18 protein-coding genes are annotated in these 17,282 nt (G+C 57.7%); 11 read left to right on the forward strand and 7 right to left on the reverse strand.

Going from position 1 to position 17,282, the window contains the following annotated elements:
- Positions 1 to 33 precede the first annotated feature (33 nt).
- Complete coding sequence (locus tag OLX72_RS09605; RefSeq protein ID WP_114871392.1) at positions 34 to 2,562, reverse strand: ABC transporter permease; 2,529 nt, start codon at positions 2,560 to 2,562, stop codon at positions 34 to 36.
- Entirely contained in the window at positions 2,559 to 3,251 is a 693-nt protein-coding gene (locus OLX72_RS09610; RefSeq protein WP_433990350.1) for an ABC transporter ATP-binding protein, read from the reverse strand. The genes OLX72_RS09605 and OLX72_RS09610 overlap by 4 nt, the downstream gene beginning before the upstream one ends.
- 49 nt (positions 3,252 to 3,300) lie before the next feature.
- On the opposite strand from OLX72_RS09610, the gene OLX72_RS09615 reads away from it, so the two are divergent.
- Positions 3,301 to 3,954 (forward strand): arylesterase, encoded by a 654-nt coding sequence (locus OLX72_RS09615; protein ID WP_433990351.1) that lies wholly within the window; start codon positions 3,301 to 3,303, stop codon positions 3,952 to 3,954.
- Between the two features lie 87 nt (positions 3,955 to 4,041).
- Here the strand turns inward: OLX72_RS09615 and OLX72_RS09620 are convergent, their stop codons facing one another.
- The gene (locus OLX72_RS09620; RefSeq protein WP_114871389.1) at positions 4,042 to 4,248 is read right to left on the reverse strand and encodes a cold-shock protein; all 207 of its coding nucleotides are present in this window, start codon (positions 4,246 to 4,248) and stop codon (positions 4,042 to 4,044) included.
- A gap of 383 nt (positions 4,249 to 4,631) precedes the next feature.
- Between OLX72_RS09620 and OLX72_RS09625 the strand changes: the two genes are divergently transcribed.
- Together OLX72_RS09625 and preA are read left to right on the forward strand one after the other, a co-directional pair.
- Positions 4,632 to 5,954, forward strand: a complete 1,323-nt coding sequence (locus OLX72_RS09625; RefSeq protein WP_114872422.1) for an NAD(P)-dependent oxidoreductase — start codon at positions 4,632 to 4,634, stop codon at positions 5,952 to 5,954.
- Between the two features lie 36 nt (positions 5,955 to 5,990).
- Positions 5,991 to 7,292: an NAD-dependent dihydropyrimidine dehydrogenase subunit PreA gene (gene preA, locus OLX72_RS09630; RefSeq protein WP_114871388.1), complete on the forward strand. Its 1,302-nt coding sequence runs from the start codon at positions 5,991 to 5,993 to the stop codon at positions 7,290 to 7,292.
- Between the two features lie 27 nt (positions 7,293 to 7,319).
- On the opposite strand, the gene OLX72_RS09635 is transcribed toward preA, so the two are convergent.
- Together OLX72_RS09635 and OLX72_RS09640 are read right to left on the reverse strand one after the other, a co-directional pair.
- Positions 7,320 to 7,919: a short chain dehydrogenase gene (locus tag OLX72_RS09635; protein ID WP_433990352.1), complete on the reverse strand. Its 600-nt coding sequence runs from the start codon at positions 7,917 to 7,919 to the stop codon at positions 7,320 to 7,322.
- A 41-nt stretch (positions 7,920 to 7,960) separates the two neighbouring features.
- Positions 7,961 to 8,587 carry a TetR family transcriptional regulator C-terminal domain-containing protein gene (locus OLX72_RS09640; protein ID WP_433990353.1) on the reverse strand — a complete coding sequence of 209 codons (627 nt, stop codon included), beginning with the start codon at positions 8,585 to 8,587 and terminating at the stop codon, positions 7,961 to 7,963.
- A 182-nt stretch (positions 8,588 to 8,769) separates the two neighbouring features.
- Here OLX72_RS09640 and OLX72_RS09645 point away from each other — a divergent pair, with 182 nt between their 5' ends.
- The 8 genes from OLX72_RS09645 to OLX72_RS09680 all read left to right on the forward strand — a co-directional run bounded on the left by OLX72_RS09645 (position 8,770) and on the right by OLX72_RS09680 (position 15,940).
- Positions 8,770 to 9,057 carry a cupin domain-containing protein gene (locus OLX72_RS09645; protein WP_114872421.1) on the forward strand — a complete coding sequence of 96 codons (288 nt, stop codon included), beginning with the start codon at positions 8,770 to 8,772 and terminating at the stop codon, positions 9,055 to 9,057.
- Between the two features lie 12 nt (positions 9,058 to 9,069).
- Positions 9,070 to 10,320 carry a Zn-dependent hydrolase gene (locus OLX72_RS09650; protein ID WP_433990354.1) on the forward strand — a complete coding sequence of 417 codons (1,251 nt, stop codon included), beginning with the start codon at positions 9,070 to 9,072 and terminating at the stop codon, positions 10,318 to 10,320.
- Positions 10,321 to 10,366: 46 nt separating this feature from the next.
- Complete coding sequence (locus OLX72_RS09655; RefSeq protein WP_114871384.1) at positions 10,367 to 10,657, forward strand: hypothetical protein; 291 nt, start codon at positions 10,367 to 10,369, stop codon at positions 10,655 to 10,657.
- Positions 10,658 to 10,690: 33 nt separating this feature from the next.
- The gene (hydA, locus tag OLX72_RS09660; protein ID WP_114871383.1) at positions 10,691 to 12,151 is read left to right on the forward strand and encodes a dihydropyrimidinase; all 1,461 of its coding nucleotides are present in this window, start codon (positions 10,691 to 10,693) and stop codon (positions 12,149 to 12,151) included.
- Between the two features lie 30 nt (positions 12,152 to 12,181).
- On the forward strand, positions 12,182 to 12,967 hold the full coding sequence (locus OLX72_RS09665; RefSeq protein WP_114871382.1) for an ABC transporter ATP-binding protein: 786 nt from the start codon (positions 12,182 to 12,184) through the stop codon (positions 12,965 to 12,967).
- Between the two features lie 228 nt (positions 12,968 to 13,195).
- Positions 13,196 to 14,059 carry an ABC transporter permease gene (locus tag OLX72_RS09670; RefSeq protein WP_433990355.1) on the forward strand — a complete coding sequence of 288 codons (864 nt, stop codon included), beginning with the start codon at positions 13,196 to 13,198 and terminating at the stop codon, positions 14,057 to 14,059.
- Positions 14,059 to 14,898, forward strand: a complete 840-nt coding sequence (locus OLX72_RS09675) for an ABC transporter permease (RefSeq protein WP_114871380.1) — start codon at positions 14,059 to 14,061, stop codon at positions 14,896 to 14,898. The genes OLX72_RS09670 and OLX72_RS09675 overlap by 1 nt, the downstream gene beginning before the upstream one ends.
- Before the next feature lie 61 nt (positions 14,899 to 14,959).
- Complete coding sequence (locus OLX72_RS09680) at positions 14,960 to 15,940, forward strand: ABC transporter substrate-binding protein (protein WP_162798127.1); 981 nt, start codon at positions 14,960 to 14,962, stop codon at positions 15,938 to 15,940.
- Positions 15,941 to 16,013: 73 nt separating this feature from the next.
- Here OLX72_RS09680 and OLX72_RS09685 read toward each other — a convergent pair whose 3' ends face one another.
- A complete protein-coding gene (locus tag OLX72_RS09685) occupies positions 16,014 to 16,568 on the reverse strand; it encodes a L,D-transpeptidase (RefSeq protein WP_114871379.1) in 555 nt (184 codons plus the stop codon).
- Positions 16,569 to 16,708: 140 nt separating this feature from the next.
- Complete coding sequence (locus OLX72_RS09690; protein ID WP_114871378.1) at positions 16,709 to 17,203, reverse strand: histidine phosphatase family protein; 495 nt, start codon at positions 17,201 to 17,203, stop codon at positions 16,709 to 16,711.
- Between the last annotated feature and the right edge of the window lie 79 nt (positions 17,204 to 17,282).

A 17,282-nucleotide genomic window follows, 5' to 3' on the forward strand; every position in this document is an offset into this window, starting at 1 on the left:
CCGCGTCTGGCAGGATGGTCTGCCAGACGCATTTTATTCGCGCGCACGCAGCACCTGTGCCGGGCGCGCGGCCAGTGGCCGCCACGCAAAGGCAAGACCCGACAACAGCGTTGCAATGATCCCGCCGGCAATAATGGCCAGTGCGGATGGCCAGATAACCTTGAAATCCGTGCTCATCACATAGGTGCTTACGGCCCAGCCACCCAGCAATCCGGCCCCCAGCGCGACCAGCCCCGCCGCCGCGCCCAGCAGGGCCGCCCGCAAGGCAAAGCTGTACAATATCTGTCGCCGCGATGCGCCCAGGGTTTTCAGGACGGCGGCCTCGTAGGTGCGTGCCCCTTCGCCTGCGGCAGCAGCGCCGATCAGGACCAGAAAACCGGTCAGCAATGTGGCTGCGGCGCCATAGGATGTGGCTGCGGCCAATCCGGCAAGAACCTCGGAAACACGATCGATTGCATCGCGCACCCGAATGGCGGTGATGTTGGGAAAGGTATTTGAAAGATCGCGCAGAATGGCCGCTTCGGCCTGCGGTTCGGCATAGACGGTTGAAATGAAACTGTGCGGCGCACCCGCCAGTGCGGCGGGGTTCATCGTCAGCACAAAGCCGATGCCTGCGGTGGAAAAATCAACCTCGCGAAAGCTGGTGATCGTGGCGGTGATGTCGCGCCCCAGAATGTTGATGGTCAGGATATCCCCCAGAAGCAGCCCCATTTCATCGGCTTCTTCCTGGGCAAAGCTGATCTGGGGTGGGCCATCGTAGCCTTCGGGCCACCATGTGCCAGCCGTGATGCGGGTGTTTTCGGGCAGTCGGTCGGCGTAGGTAACGCCGCGATCCCCATTCACCACCCAATGATCGCCAGCGACGTCGCGCGCAGGCCTGCCGTTGATTGTGGTGATCACACCTCGCAGCATTGGTGCGCTTTCGACCTTGCGAACTGCTGCATCACTGTTCAGGCGGTCATTGAACCCGTCCATCTGGTCCTGCTGAATATCAACAAAGAAATATGATGGCGCGACTTCGGGCAATTGCCCCGAAATGGCGTTGCGCAGGTTTCCGTCAATCTGGCCGACAGCCGCCAGTACGGACAGTCCAAGCCCGAGAGACAAGACGACAGAAGCCGCGCCTTCGCGCGGCCCGCCGATCGCCCCCAAGGCCCATCGCAGTGCGGGCCGGTTGCGGGCCAGCCGGACGCCACGGCGCGACCCCCAGCGGATCAGAACCGAAGCAACCGCCAGGATGACCAAGGCTCCGGCGATGCCGGCGGCCGTCCACAGGGTAAGGCGCCACGTGTTGCTGAACCAACCCGCCAGCCCGATCAAAGCAGCCAGGCCAAGGACTATGACCAGCAGGTACCGCGGTGCGGGCAATAATCTGGTGCCGCCCAACGCATCCCTGAAAAGGGTCGCCGCGCGGACGTCTTCGGTTCTTGCGAGGGGCCAGAGTGTGAAAACCAATGCCGTCAGAATTCCGTACAAAGCGGCTTCGATCAGGGGCTCTGGATAGATTGCAAAAGACGCAGGTATCGGCAGGCGCGCTTCGATCAGTGGCGCAACAAGCAGGGGAACAAAGCCGCCCAGGAACAGGCCGATCACGATCCCCAATATGCTAAGCACCCCGATCTGGATGAAATAGGTCTGGAAAATCGTGCGGCGGCTGGCGCCCAGTGTCCGCAACGTGGCGATCACATTGGTCTTGCCAGCCAGATAGGCCCGCACTGCGGCAGAAACGCCGACGCCGCCCACCGCCAGACCCGATAGCCCGACCAGAACCAGAAATGCCCCCAGCCGGTCAACGAATTCGGCCACACCCGGCGCGCCGTTGCGGGAATCTGTCCAGCGCAGCCCTGCATTTTCAAATCGGGCCTTGGCCTGTTGTTCCAGTTCCTCCAGTTCGGTTCCCTCGGGCAGCGCCAGACGGTATTTCGAAGAAAACAGCGTGCCCGGTTCCAGCAGGCCGGAATTTTCCAGATTTTGCGTTGTTACAATGGTGCGTGGCCCAAGGGCGAAACCTCCCGCCGCCGCATCGGGCTCCCCGGCCAGTTCCGCCATCAAGACAAAGTCTTGCGTTCCAAGGGCAAAGCTGTCGCCGATGACCAGCGCCATACGGTCGATCAGCGCCCGTTCCATCACCGCACCGGGCAAACCGCTCTGGCCCTGCATTGCAATATCCAGCGGCATTTCGGGTATCAGGTCAACCTGTCCGACCAGCGGATAAACATCATCAATTGCTTTTACCTGCGTCAGCCCGCGTTCCGCTTCGCCGTTTTTCCGCGACACTGCCATTGATCGAAAATCGATTACTTCAGAAACCTCTTGCGCGTTTTGGCGCATCCAGTCGCGTTCTTCCTCGGTTGCAAAGCGGTAGGTCAGTTCGATCTCGGCATCGCCTCCCAGCAGGGCGGCGCCTTCCTTTGCCAGACCGGCCTCGATGCTGGCGCGCACAGAGCCGACAGCCGCAATCGCCGCGACACCCAGAGCGAGACAAGCCAGAAAAATGCGGAACCCCTGAAGCCCGCCACGCAGTTCTCGCCGTGCGAAACGTGCGGCCAGACGCAAACTCATTCCGCTGCCTTACGGGCTGAATCGTCTATGTGACCGTCGCGCAGCCGGATAATACGATCGCACCGGTCTGCCAGGCTGTTGGAATGTGTCACCAGTACCAGTGTGGCGCCATGGCGATCACGCAAATCAAACAGCAGATCTATGATTGCGGCGCCGTTTGCGCCATCCAGATTTCCGGTCGGTTCGTCGGCCAGCAGGATATGCGGTCGTGGCGCCGATGCACGCGCCAGGGCGACACGCTGCTGTTCGCCGCCCGACATCTGGGCCGGGTAATGATCTGCACGATGAGACAGGCCAACCGTTTCAAGTTCCTGCCGAGCGCGATCAAAGGCATCGCGCATACCCGCCAGTTCCAGTGGGGTCGCGACATTTTCCAAAGCGGTCATTGTCGGAATTAGGTGGAAGGATTGGAAAACCACCCCCATATGTTCCAGACGAAAGCGCGCAAGGTCGTCTTCGTTCATGGCCGTCAGGTCGTGACCAAGCGCCTTGATCGTGCCGCCGGTGGCCTGTTCAAGGCCACCCATCAACATAAGGAGTGACGATTTGCCTGATCCGGATGGCCCCACAAGACCAAGTGTTTCACCTTGCGCAACATCCAGTGTGATGCCGTGCAAAATATCGACAGGTCCGGCGTTCCCTTCCAGCGAAAGAGCTGCATCCTTTAGTGAAATCACGGGGTCGGTCATTGGTGCGGGCCTTTGGTTGCGTCACTTTGCATATGGAGCGTGATGCGGGATGCGCAAGCTTTCTTTGGCAATTGCAATGATTTGCGCGGCAAGTGTTGTCGCGGCTGAAGAGATCACTGTAGCTGCATTGGGCGACAGCCTGACCCAAGGCTACGGGTTGCGTCAATCTGCCGGGTTTGTGCCGCAACTGGCCGATTGGCTGCATGCACAAGGCGTAACCAACGTGCGATTGATCAATGCGGGCGTTTCCGGTGATACCACAGCGGGTGGATTGGCGCGGGTGGATTGGACGCTGACGCCGGATGTGGATGCAATGATTGTCGCGCTGGGGGGCAATGATTTGCTGCGCGGTATCGATCCGCAAGTCAGCCGGTCAAACCTGGAAGGGATATTGAAGGCGGCGCAGGCTGCAGATGTAGATGTTCTGCTGATCGGGCTGACGGCCCCAAGGAATTACGGGCCGGAGTACAAACAGGCATTTGATGCCATGTATGCAGAACTGGCCGAGGAATATGGCGCGTTGTACCTGCCCAGCTTTTTTGCGGGTATTACAGGCGGAACGGCGCTGCGCGACACCGATCCCGCGCTGGTCCAGCCCTATATGCAGTTCGATGGCATCCATCCGAACGCGTCAGGCGTGCGGAACATCGTTGCCGCCGTCGGGCCAAGCGTGGTCGAGCTTATCGCCTTGGCGCGCAAGTAAGCACAAGTTTCACGCATAAAAAAACGGGCGCATCGTTGCCGATGCACCCATTCTTTTCAGAATTCGTTCCCTTTGCAGGGTCGAACCTTACGCCAGTGCGATGTTTGTCGCGCTTTCGCGGCCGTCACGGCCCGGTTCGATGTCGAATGTCACTTTTTGGTTGTCGGCCAGACCGGTCAGGCCTGCGCGTTCCACGGCAGAGATGTGCACGAACACGTCTTTGCTGCCGCCATCGGGCGCGATAAAGCCGAAGCCTTTTGTTGAGTTAAACCATTTGACGGTGCCAGTAGCCATCGTCGTTCTCCTTTAAAAACTGCCCACGGAATGCGGCAGGTCGGCTAGGTCAGTGCAAGATCGAAAGACTGAGCCGAAAGGAGCAGTTTGGTCGATAGTGGTAACGTCGCAGGCGCTATATGGCGTCACATTGGGAAAAAATCAAGAGGAATAAGATGAAGTTCCTGTGACGGCAGAAAGGTGCCTGCCCCTGTAACCGACTGATTTCCGTACCGTTCATAAGGATGCAAACGACGTACCCTTGATTTGGGGGGCTTGGATGCACGTGCCGCAACATATCGGGAATCGCTCGAAAAACAGGCATCGTGTAAAAATTTTACCAGTTGATAAAAAAATAAAACCGTGAGAGCGTGTTTGAAACCGACGCAGGGGAAGGGACGCAAATGGCGCAGAATGTGTTTACGCAAGGTGTGGTTGCCGGACGGTTGGCCCCGGATGATTACGAAGCCGGATTTTCCGATCTGCATGCCCCGCTGGATGATCACGAAGCACTGGTAGCTGCAGACAGATGTTATTTCTGCCACGATGCGCCGTGCATCACGGCCTGTCCGACGGATATCGATATCCCGCTGTTTATTCGCCAGATCGCAACCGGTACGCCGGATGCGGCGGCCAAGACGATCCTGACCCAGAACATCATGGGCGGCATGTGTGCGCGGGTCTGTCCCACCGAAACCCTGTGCGAAGAGGCGTGTGTGCGCGAACTGGCCGAGGGCAAGCCGGTGCTGATCGGGCAGTTGCAGCGCTATGCCACCGATGGTCTTCAATCCAAGGGCGTACATCCGTTTGAACGTGCCAAACATACGGGCAAACGGGTGGCCGTTGTCGGGGCCGGTCCTGCCGGATTGGCCTGTGCGCACAGGTTGGCCATGCTGGGCAGCGACGTCACCGTTTACGACGCGCGCCCCAAACCCGGTGGATTGAACGAATACGGGATTGCCACCTACAAAACCACAAACGGGTTCGCCCAGGCCGAAGTGGACTGGCTTTTGAAGATTGGCGGCATCACCACCGAATACGGCAAGGCGCTGGGCAACGGGCTTTCGCTGTCGTCGCTTCAGGCAGAGTATGACGCTGTATTCCTGGGCATCGGTCTGGGCGGTGTAAACGCGCTGAATCTGGCCGGTGAAGACAAGGATGGCGTTTTGGATGCGGTCGATTTTATCGCCGATCTGCGCCAGGCCAGCGATCTGGCCAAGGTGCCTGTCGGGCGCGATGTGGTGGTGATTGGCGGCGGTATGACCGCTGTGGATGCCGCCGTTCAGGCCAAACTGCTGGGTGCGCTGAATGTCACGCTTGTGTACCGGCGCGGGCGCGACAGGATGAATGCAAGTGTGTTTGAACAGGATCTGGCGGCGTCCAAGGGCGTGCGCATCATCACCAATGCGTCCCCCGTGGCGATCCACGGCAATGGCACCGTGCGCGAAATCGAGTTTGAATACACAACGGACGATCTGAAACCGACAGGGCAGACGGTCCGTCTGGCAGTGGATCAGGTGTTCAAGGCCATCGGCCAATCGCTTGAAGGGTCGGACCTGCCTGATCTGGACGGGCGCAAGATTGCCGTCACTGGGGCGGGCCGCACATCTGTCAAAGGTGTCTGGGCAGGTGGCGACTGTGCAACCGGCGGCGATGATCTGACCGTGACCGCCGTTGCCGAAGGGCGCGATGCGGCGATGGACATACATGCAAGTTTGATGGGCTAAGCGTGGGCTGGCCCCCACTTTTGGAAGGAACGCGAAATGGCAAATCTTCAAAGTGAATTTATCGGGATCAAATCCCCCAACCCGTTCTGGCTGGCCAGTGCGCCGCCCACGGACAAGGAATACAATGTGCGCCGTGCCTATGATGCAGGCTGGGGCGGCGTGGTGTGGAAGACGCTGGGGCTTGACCCGCATGTCGTGAACGTGAACGGCCCGCGCTATGGCGCAATTTACGGGGCGGATCGCCGATTGCTGGGCCTGAACAATATCGAACTGATCACGGACCGCCCGCTGCAAACCAATCTGGACGAGATCAAACTGGTCAAACGCGATTATCCTGATCACGCGATGGTCGTTTCGCTGATGGTTCCATGCGAAGAAGAGCCTTGGAAACTCATTCTGCCCCTAGTGGAAGATACCGGTGCTGACGGGGTCGAACTGAATTTTGGGTGCCCGCATGGCATGTCTGAACGGGGCATGGGCTCTGCCGTGGGGCAGGTGCCGGAATATATCGAAATGGTCACGCGCTGGGTCAAGGCGAACACGCGCATGCCTGTGATCGTCAAGCTGACTCCCAACATTACCGACGTGCGCAAACCGGCCGAAGCAGCCATGCGCGGCGGTGCGGATGCCGTTAGCCTGATCAATACGATCAATTCGATCACGTCGGTCGATCTGGACCTGTTCGCGCCCGAACCCACAATTGATGGCAAGGGTGCGCATGGGGGCTATTGCGGGCCAGCGGTAAAGCCGATTGCATTGAACATGGTTGCCGAAATCGCTCGTACGCCCGAACTGGCCAAGTTGCCCATCAGCGGCATTGGCGGTGTCACCACATGGCGCGATGCGGCCGAATTCATGGCGTTGGGGGCGGGCAATGTGCAGGTTTGTACGGCTGCGATGACCTATGGTTTCAAAATTGTTCAGGAAATGATTTCTGGACTGTCGCAGTGGATGGACGAGAAAGAGATTACATCGGTCGATCAGATCGTGCGCCGCGCGGTGCCCAACGTGACCGACTGGCAGTATCTCAACCTAAATTACGTGGCCAAGGCCAAGATCAATCAGGATCTGTGCATTTCGTGCGGGCGCTGTTTTGCCGCCTGCGAGGACACCAGCCATCAGGCGATTTCAATGTCGCCCGACCGCGTCTTCGAGGTGATCGACGAGGAATGCGTGGCCTGCAACCTGTGCGTCAACGTCTGCCCTGTGGAAGACTGTATCACAATGGAGGCAATGGCCCCCGGTTTGGTTGATCCGCGTACCGGCAAGGTGGTTGAACCGGACTATGCCAACTGGACAACGCATCCAAACAATCCGGCCGCAAAAGCAGCGGAATGATCTGGCGGGCAAAGGCCGCTGCGCATTCTATTCGACGATGAACACCTGACCGGTCAGGCACCCTTCGACCGACTTCGAGTAGGCCAGCCCGACGGCTTCATCCGAAACATGGGTGTGGCCGCGGAAAAAGCCGTCATATTTTTGTCTGGACGTTTCCAGAACCTCGGGGCTTACGGCGTTGATGCGGATGCCTCTGGGCATATCGACAGCGGCGCCTTTGACAAACCCGTCAATCGCGCCGTTGGCTGCGGCGGCTGCCGCGCCGCCCCTGATCGGGTCACGGTTCAGAACGCCGCTGGTCAAAGTAAATGAACCGCCGTCATTCATGTAATCAAACCCGGCAAGCACCAGATTGACCTGCGACATGACCTTGCCGTTTATGCCTTTCAGGAAATCCTTGGTCGTCATGTCCTTGACCGGTCCGAAATGGCCATGTCCGACGGCACAAACCATGGCATCAATTTTTCCGACGCGCTGATATAAAGCCTGAATGCTTGAAATATCCTCAATGTCGGCCTGAATGTCGCCGCTGGTTTTGCCGACAGTCACGACATCGTGCCTGCCCGACAATGCCTGGACCGCCGTTCTGCCAACTGCGCCACTGGCGCCGATAATCACGATTTTCATGAGCGTTTCCCTTGATCTGTTTATTGGAGCAGCAACGCGTGTCAGGGCGTCAGCAGCTTGGTGAAAAGTGTTGTCAGGTAGTCTGTTGCGTCGTCATAAGATGATCGTCCTTCCAGCAGAACCTGCACCTGGGCGTCAAAGTCGGCGTAGTGCTGGGTTGTGGCCCAGATGGAAAAGATCAGGTGTTTCGGATCAACTTTTGCAAGTTTTCCCGCATCCATCCACTGCTGGATGATAGCGCATTTATCGTCGAACAGGGGCTTCAGGCTGGATTGCAAATGCGGGCCCATGCGCGGCGCGCCCTGCAGAATTTCGTTTGCGAACAGGCGGCTTTCGCGCGGCAGGTCACGCGCCATTTCCAGCTTTCGCGTGATATAGGCAAGCAATTCCGGCAACGGATCGCCATCCGCATTCAATTTGTGCAACGGGTCAAGCCACGTATCCATCAACTGGTTCAGCAGGGTGATGTGAATGGATTCCTTGCCGTCAAAGTAATACAGGATGTTGGGTTTGCTCAGACCGGCGGCTTCGGCGATCTGGTCCAGTGTGGCCCCGCGGTATCCATGCTGGGAAAACACGTCCAGCGCAGCATCCAGAATAACCATCCGGTTGCGTTTCTGGATGCGGCTTGGCTGTTTTCGGTCGTCCGGCAACGTTGAATCGGGCATTATGACATCCGGGTCCTGATTGAAACTGAGGCAATACCCCAAATGTGCCCAGCTTCGAACATGGAATGTCCAAGTCGAACCTTGACAGTGGGTACCCTAACCGCAATCGTGGCTTTACCAAATGGTAAAATTATTGGGCCGGAAATGAGTGTACACTGCTTCTGTCTTGGATGGTTTTCGGTATGAACAGGCTGCCTGCGAAAGCAACACAGCTGATCGATGATGATCTGGTGCGGGTTACGCGGTTTGATTTCGAGGCCGGAGCCGAAACAGGATGGCACACGCATGCAATGGATTATGTGATCACCGCGATCACGACGTGCCAGATGCAACTGGAAGAGCCGGGTGGTAACATACGCTCTGTCACTGTTGCGCAGGGCGAGGCGTACCGCCGCAACGCGGGCGTGGAACATAATGTGATCAACGCCGGGTCTGCCCCGATGGCGTTTGTGGAAATAGAATTGAAATAAGGCGAGGATGATATGGCAACCCCCGGCGAGAATCTGAAAATCAACGGCGACCGTCTTTGGGACAGCCTGATGGAGATGGCCAAGATCGGCCCAGGTGTCGCCGGCGGTAACAACCGTCAGACCCTGACAGACGAAGATGGCGAAGGCCGTGCGCTTTTTCAGAAGTGGTGCGAAGACGCAGGCTGTCCCATGGGGCTGGACACTATGGGTAATATGTTCGCCCGCCGCGAAGGTGCTGATCCTGTTGCGCTGCCGGTCTATGTGGGATCGCATCTGGATACCCAGCCCACGGGCGGCAAATATGACGGCGTTCTGGGCGTTTTGGGCGGGCTGGAAATCTTGCGTACGCTGAATGATCTGGGGATCAAGACCAAACACCCCATCGTTGTCACGAACTGGACGAACGAGGAAGGTACGCGTTACGCGCCCGCCATGCTGTCCAGCGGTGTGTTTGCAGGCATACATTCCGAAGACTGGGCCAAGGCCCGCGTCGATGCCGATGGAAAATCCTTTGGCGATGAACTCAAACGCATTGGCTGGCAGGGGGATGAACCCGTCGGCGCGCGCAAGATGCACGCGTTTTTTGAACTGCACATCGAACAGGGCCCGATTCTGGAAGCGGAAGGCAAGGATATCGGCGTTGTCACCCACGGGCAGGGTCTTTCATGGACGCAGATCACCATTACCGGAAAGGATTCCCATACCGGCAGTACGCCGATGCCGATGCGCAAGAATGCCGGGCTGGGCATGGCGCGTGTGCTGGAACTTGTCGATGAGATCGCGTGGTCACACGCGCCACACGCGGTTGGCGCCGCAGGGCATATCGATGTCTACCCGAATTCGCGCAACGTGATCCCGGGCAAGGTGGTCTTTACGGTTGATCTGCGATCCCCCGAAATCAAGGTGATCGAGGATATGGAGGCGCGGTTGAAATCGGGCGCGCGGAAAATCTGCGATGATATGGGGTTGGGCATCGAAATGGAAAAGGTCGGCGGATTTGATCCGGTGACGTTTGACGACACCTGTGTCACAGTTGTACGCAATGCGGCAGAAAGATTGGGTTATTCCCATATGAACCTGATTTCCGGCGCGGGGCATGATGCCTGCTGGATCAATCAGGTGTCGCCGACAGCAATGGTCATGTGCCCCTGTGTTGATGGTCTGAGCCATAACGAGGCCGAAGAAATTTCGAAAGACTGGGCCACAGCGGGGGCCGATGTACTGATGCACGCTGTTGTCGAAACAGCAGAGATTGTAGAGTGATGTTCGCAGTCAAAACTTGTGGCTTACTGATTCAGGGAGACAAAACATGAGCATGGTCCGATTGATCCCGCTTTTTGCAGCCGGCCTCGCGCTAAGCGCCTGTGGTGATCCTTACAATGGCGTCTACATTCCCAGAGCGGTCGAACGGGGATACGTATCGCAGCTGGCGCGCAGCGCGCTGCCGGTCAATCAGGATTTGAGCCAGGTGGTGCGCGGTGTCGAAGACCGATGTTACTATATCCTGATGGAAGGCACGGCGAGGGGGTATCTGGCTCCGGTTCTGAACCCGTATCATCGTGCCACTCCGGTGTGCGACCCGGTCACCACAACACAATAACGCGGCACCGGCCGCACAGAGGGGAGAATGAAAATGACAAAGGTCATCAAGAACGGCACCGTCTGCACAGCAGATCGCAGCTGGAAAGCCGACGTGCTGATCGAAGGCGAAACCATCAAGGAAATCGGCGAGAACCTGAGCGGGGACGAGTATATCGATGCCGAAGGCGCCTATGTGATCCCCGGCGGGATCGATCCGCATACCCATCTGGAAATGCCGTTCATGGGCACCACTGCCGCCGAAACCTTTGAATCCGGCACCTGGGCCGCCGCCGTGGGCGGCACAACGATGGTTGTCGATTTCTGCCTGCCGGGGGCGGATGGCAGCATCAAGAACGCGATCAACGAATGGCACCGCAAATCCGCGCCGCAAATCTGTTCCGATGTCGGCTATCACATGGCGATCACCGGCTGGAACGAGGATGTGTTCAATGAAATGAAAGACGCCGTGGATATGGGCGTGAACTCGTTCAAGCATTTCATGGCCTACAAGGGCGCGCTGATGATCGAGGACGATGAAATGTTCGCGTCCTTCAAGCGCTGCGCCGAACTGGGTGCGCTGCCGATGGTGCATGCCGAAAACGGTGATCTGGTTGCGGAAATGCAGCAGAAATACTTTGATCAGGGCATCACCGGGCCAGAGGGCCATGCCTATTCCCGCCCGCCCGAATTCGAAGGCGAAGCTGCCAACCGCGCCATCACCATCGCAGATGCGGCGGGGGTGCCGCTTTACGTCGTTCACGTGTCCTGCGAACAGGCGCACGAGGCGATCCGGCGGGCCCGCCAAAAGGGGATGCGCGTTTACGGAGAGCCTCTGATCCAGTTCCTGACGCTGGATGAAAGCGAATACTTCAACAAGGATTGGGACCACGCCGCGCGCCGTGTGATGTCGCCGCCGTTCCGCTCAAAAGATCATCAGGACAGCCTGTGGGCGGGTTTGCAGGCGGGATCTCTGCAGGTGGTGGCCACCGATCATGCCGCCTTTAACACCGAACAGAAACGTGCGGGCCGCGATGATTTCCGGATCATTCCGAACGGATCGAACGGGCTGGAAGAACGTCTGGCGGTTCTGTGGACCGAAGGCGTGGAAACCGGCCGTCTGACGCCCAATGAATTCGTCGCCGTGACCAGCACGAATGTCGCGAAGATCCTGAACATCTATCCGAAAAAGGGTGCGATCGTCGAAGGCGCGGATGCCGATATCGTGGTGTGGGATCCCAAGCTGAGCAAAACGATCAGCCCCGCAAACCACCATTCTGTTCTGGATTACAACGTGTTCGAAGGGTTCAAGGTGAACGCACAGTCGCGCTATACCCTAAGCCGCGGCGAAGTGATCTGGGCCTGGGGCCAGAACAGCCAGCCGCAGCCGGGCCGCGGACGGTTTGTGCCGCGCCCCGCCTTTGCATCGGCGTCGGTCGCGCTCAGCAAGTGGAAGGCGCTGACCGCCCCGAAAATGATCCAGCGCGACCCCCTGAACATTCCGGCGGGAATCTGAGCGCAATACCGGCACGCAAGGACACATGAATTGACCTCAAATACCGTTATCAGCGCGCGCAATCTGGACCTGACATTCCAAACCAACGATGGTCCGGTGCACGCGTTGAAAGATGTGTCCCTGGACATTGAAAAAGGCGATTTTGTGAGCTTTATCGGCCCCTCGGGCTGCGGCAAAACCACGTTTCTGCGGGTGATGGCCGATCTGGAACAGCCCACGGGCGGAACGATCAGCATCAACGGCACTTCGCCCGAACAGGCCCGCAAGGCCCGCGCCTACGGGTATGTTTTTCAGGCTGCGGGCCTTTATCCTTGGCGCACAATCGGCGGCAACATCCGCCTGCCGCTGGAGATTATGGGCTATGACGCGGCTGATATGGCGGCCCGCGTCGCGCGTGTTCTGGATCTTGTCGAACTGGGCGGATTTGAAAAGAAATATCCCTGGCAATTGTCGGGCGGCATGCAGCAACGTGCCTCTATCGCGCGGGCACTGGCCTTTGATGCCGATCTGTTGCTGATGGATGAACCCTTTGGCGCGCTTGATGAAATCGTACGTGACCATCTGAACGAACAGTTGCTGCATCTGTGGGAACGCACCGGCAAGACCATTGCGTTTGTCACCCATTCCATTCCCGAAGCGGTGTATCTCAGTACCAAGATCGTGGTCATGTCGCCGCGCCCGGGACGGATCACCGATGTGATCAACAGCCCGCTGCCCAAAGAGAGGCCACTGGATATCCGGGACACGCCGGAGTTTCTTGAGGTTGCGCATCGCGTGCGCGAAGGCCTGCGCGCGGGGCATGGCGATGAGGTTTAGCGTGCCGGAAAAACACCCTGTCCTTTTGTATCCAGGATCGCCGGGACAGGGTGCCTTCACTTGTCACGGTCATCGGCTCTCCAGCCTGTACCGCCTGGCCAGGGAACACGATAAGTCCTTCATTTGTCTTAAAGTACTCATTCTTTTCCGTCAGATCATGCGCTTTTCGGTAAGGGCAGGTGCCTCCGGCGGGAGTAGTTTTGGACAAATGAAAGCGGAGACAGGCACATGACGCGGTCGCTGTTGCCTGTGCTGACTGTCGTATCGGCGATTTTTGCGATGTGGTATGTCGCATCGGTTTTTTTGAACGCACCGTGGGCCTATGACAACGCGGCGCGCGCCGGCGTTGAACTGAGTACGGCAGAACTGATTGCCGATACCTGGGCGCAGGACAAACCGAAGCTGCCGGCACCGCATCAGGTCGCGGTCGAATTATGGCAGACCACGGTCGAGAAAAAAGTCACGTCAAAACGGTCCCTGATCTATCATGCTTGGATCACTTTTTCATCGACGATGCTGGGGTTCGTTTTGGGCACGTTGCTGGGGATCGCGCTGGCGGTCGGGATTGTGTTCAACCGCACGATGGACATGAGCGTGATGCCATGGGTGATCGCGAGTCAGACCATTCCGATTCTGGCCATCGCGCCGATGATCATCGTCGTTCTGAATGCCGTGGGGATTTCCGGATTGCTGCCCAAGGCGGTGATTTCGATGTATCTGTCTTTTTTTCCGGTGGTGGTCGGCATGGTCAAGGGTTTGCGCAGTCCTTCTGTCATGCAGCTTGACCAGATGCGGACGTGGAATGCGTCGCCCGCACAGACATTCTGGCGTCTGCGTTTTCCGTCATCGATGCCCTATCTTTTTACCTCGCTCAAGATTGCGATGGCTGCGTCGCTGGTGGGGGCGATTGTTGGTGAATTGCCCACCGGGGCCGTTGCCGGATTGGGCGCACGCCTGCTGGCGGGCAGTTATTACGGCCAGACCATCCAGATCTGGAGCGCGCTGATCATGGCGGCGGCCCTTGCCGCGGCCCTTGTCGGGATAATCGGTGTTTTGCAGCGCATCACGTTGCGCCGCATGGGGATGGCGTGATGGGCTGGCTTGTTTTCGGAGCGCTGTTCTGGATTGGCGGGTGGGCGCTGAATGTGTGGCTGGCTGGACAACCGCGTACGTCTTTTACACGGCTGGCGGTGCCCGTTGTGTTTGGCGTGACGTTGATCGTGATCTGGGAAAGCGTTGTCCGCGGGCTGGAGATCAGTCCCGTTCTGTTGCCGTCGCCTTCTGCCATTGCCGTGCGGTTTGCAGCCTCGACCGCCATTTTGTGGGAAGATTTTGTACAAACCGTGCTGAAAGGTGCACTGAGCGGCTATGTCATCGGGTGCGGGTCCGCCTTTTTGCTGGCGATCTGGATCGATCGCTATCCGTTCCTGCAACGCGGGCTTTTGCCGGTTGGCAATTTCGTCGCGGCTTTGCCGATCATCGGGATGGCGCCCATTCTGGTGATGTGGTTCGGATTTGACTGGCAGTCAAAGGCGGCAGTTGTTGTGGTCATGGTGTTCTTTCCGATGCTGGTAAATACCGTGCAGGGCCTGCAGGATACCGATGCCATGCAGCGCGATCTGATGCGGACCTATGCGGCGGGGTACTGGCGCACCCTGCTGAAACTGCGATTGCCCGCTGCCATGCCATTTATCTTTAACGGTTTGAAAATCGGGAGTACATTGGCACTGATCGGAGCAATCGTTGCCGAATTCTTCGGATCGCCGACGCGGGGCATGGGATTTCGGATTTCCACCTCTGTCGGGCAATTGGCCATGGATCTGGTGTGGGCGGAAATTGTTGTCGCGGCGCTGGCAGGGTCCGCCTTTTACGGGGCGGTTGCACTGATGGAGAGGGCGGTTACATTCTGGCATCCGTCGCAGCGCCGGTAAAAAACAGCGGCGCGTTGCGAACAAAGACACGAAACAAAAAACAACCAACAAGGAGAGTATCATGAAGACAATCACAAAAACGCTGGGCATTGCCGCTTTGGGCGCATGGGGCAGTATGGCCCATGCCGCCGATGATCTGACATTGCAACTGAAGTGGGTCACACAGGCGCAGTTTGCGGGCTATTACGTGGCGCTGGATCAGGGCTTTTACGAAGAAGAAGATCTGAACGTCACGATCAAACCAGGCGGACCGGATATCGCTCCGGTTCAGGTCTTGCTGGGCGGTGGCGCCGATGTGATGGTCGATTGGGGCCCGTCGGCTTTGGCCGCGCGTGAAAAGGGCGCGCCGATCGTCAATATCGCGCAGCCGTTTGCATCGTCCGGTCTGATGCTGACCTGCCTGAAGGAACACAACATCAATTCGCCCGAGGATTTTCCGGGTAAAACCCTGGGAACGTGGTTCTTTGGCAATGAAATCCCGTTGCTCAGCTGGATGGGCAAGCTGGGATACGCCACAGACGGGTCCGAGGGCGGTGTGACCATTCAGAAAATCAACTTTAACGTTGATCCGCTGCTGCAAAAGCAGGTCGAATGCGCAACCACCATGACCTATAATGAGTACTGGCAGGTGATTGATGCCGGCTTGACGCCCGATGATCTGGTGGTCTTCAAATACGAAGACGAAGGTATTTCTACGCTTGAAGACGGCCTGTACGTCACTGAAGAAACGCTTGCCGATGAGGCAAAGGCAGACCAGCTTGTCCGGTTTGTGCGTGCGTCGATGAAAGGCTGGAAATGGGCCGAGGAAAACCCGGATGCCGCCGCGGATATCGTGCTGGAATATGACAACACCGGTGCCCAGACCGAAAAGCACCAGCGCCGCATGATGGGCGAAATCGCAAAGCTGACCGCAGGGTCGAACGGAACGCTGGATCCGGCCGCTTTTGACCGGACTGTCGCGATCACCATGGAAGGTGGCATGATCACCAAAGCGCCCGAAGGCGCGTGGACTCATGCGATTACGGACAAAGCGCTGAACTAAAGCGAAGCAAACGCAAGAAAGGGCCCGTCAGATCGACGGGCCCTTTTCTATTGGGGACTGTCCGCTGGTCCGTTTACAGAACGGTTACCACTGTTCCGACAGGCACGCGTTCATAAAGATCGGCGACATGTTCGTTCAGCATCCGGATGCACCCGTTTGATACGGATTGCCCGATTGTGTTTGGCTGGGTCGTTCCGTGGATGCGGAAATAGGTGTCTACTCCGTTCTGAAACAGATAGAGCGCCCGCGCGCCCAAGGGGTTTCCGGGGCCACCGGGCATGATGTAATCATTGTCGATGAACTGCGTATAGAGATGGGGATCGCGTTCGATCATCTCTTCGGTCGGCCGCCATGTCGGCCATTCCTTTTTCACGTCGATTGTGGCGCTGCCGGTAAACTCAAGCCCTGCTTTGCCCACGCCCACGCCATAGCGGATGGCCTTGCGTTGTTCGGTCACGAAATACAGGTAGTAGGATCGTGGCAGGATCAGCAGTTGACCGGGTTGGAATTCTTTCTTGATCCTGACCTCTTGTGGTGTGGGATCAAAAACAACGTCTTGCGAAAAACCGATTTGTGGCAGTGTACTGGCGGCAATACCGGTTCCCAAAAATAAGCGACGGGAAATCATTATAAGCAATCCTTCTAAAACACCCCTCGACTTTTATGTGTCGGGCAGGGGTTCAAAATCAAGGTTTGTTCAGGATAACCGCTTGCCGACTGTTGCAAAAGAGGCATGACAACGATGTGAACATACTGTCGCGAGTGAGCCTAGGGTAGTCCTGCGGGCACATGAAGGCGCGTAACCGAAGCTGCGGATTTACCCTGCATTTTGACGACAAACAGTTCTCCGTAATTCTGTGGCGCGGGATCCTGCGCCCCCAGTTCGGACCATAGCGCGCGCAGGTTATCCTTGTTTCCCACCCATAGAACGGTGCCGTCGGGGTGTTCCTGCGTCATGCGCGCGCCAGCATATTCCTTTGGGATCAGGGTAATGGGCAAGCTTGTTGCCTGCGACAGCGGCTCTGCCGTGGCAATGTTACGCGCGATATCGGGGCTGTAGATGGCATCCAGATCATAGGCAGCGACAGCCGCAGGCAGGTTTTTCGCACGCACCTGTCCCTTTGAGCTTAATTCATCCCCGGAACGATCCGCATGGCGCAATGCAAGGATCGTTGTTTGTGCATCATCGGGAATAACCGGAAGGGTACAAGCACCACAGATGGCGGCGAACAGAAGGGCAGTAAGAAAACGTAGGGACAGCATGAAACAGGGGACCGGAAAAAATCTTGATCAATCCCGGTACTCTGCCACATTTTGTCCGATAGTCAAAATCTCGCGCGGT

The organism is Sulfitobacter sp. TBRI5 (assembly GCF_051013555.1).
Lineage (GTDB): Bacteria > Pseudomonadota > Alphaproteobacteria > Rhodobacterales > Rhodobacteraceae > JL08.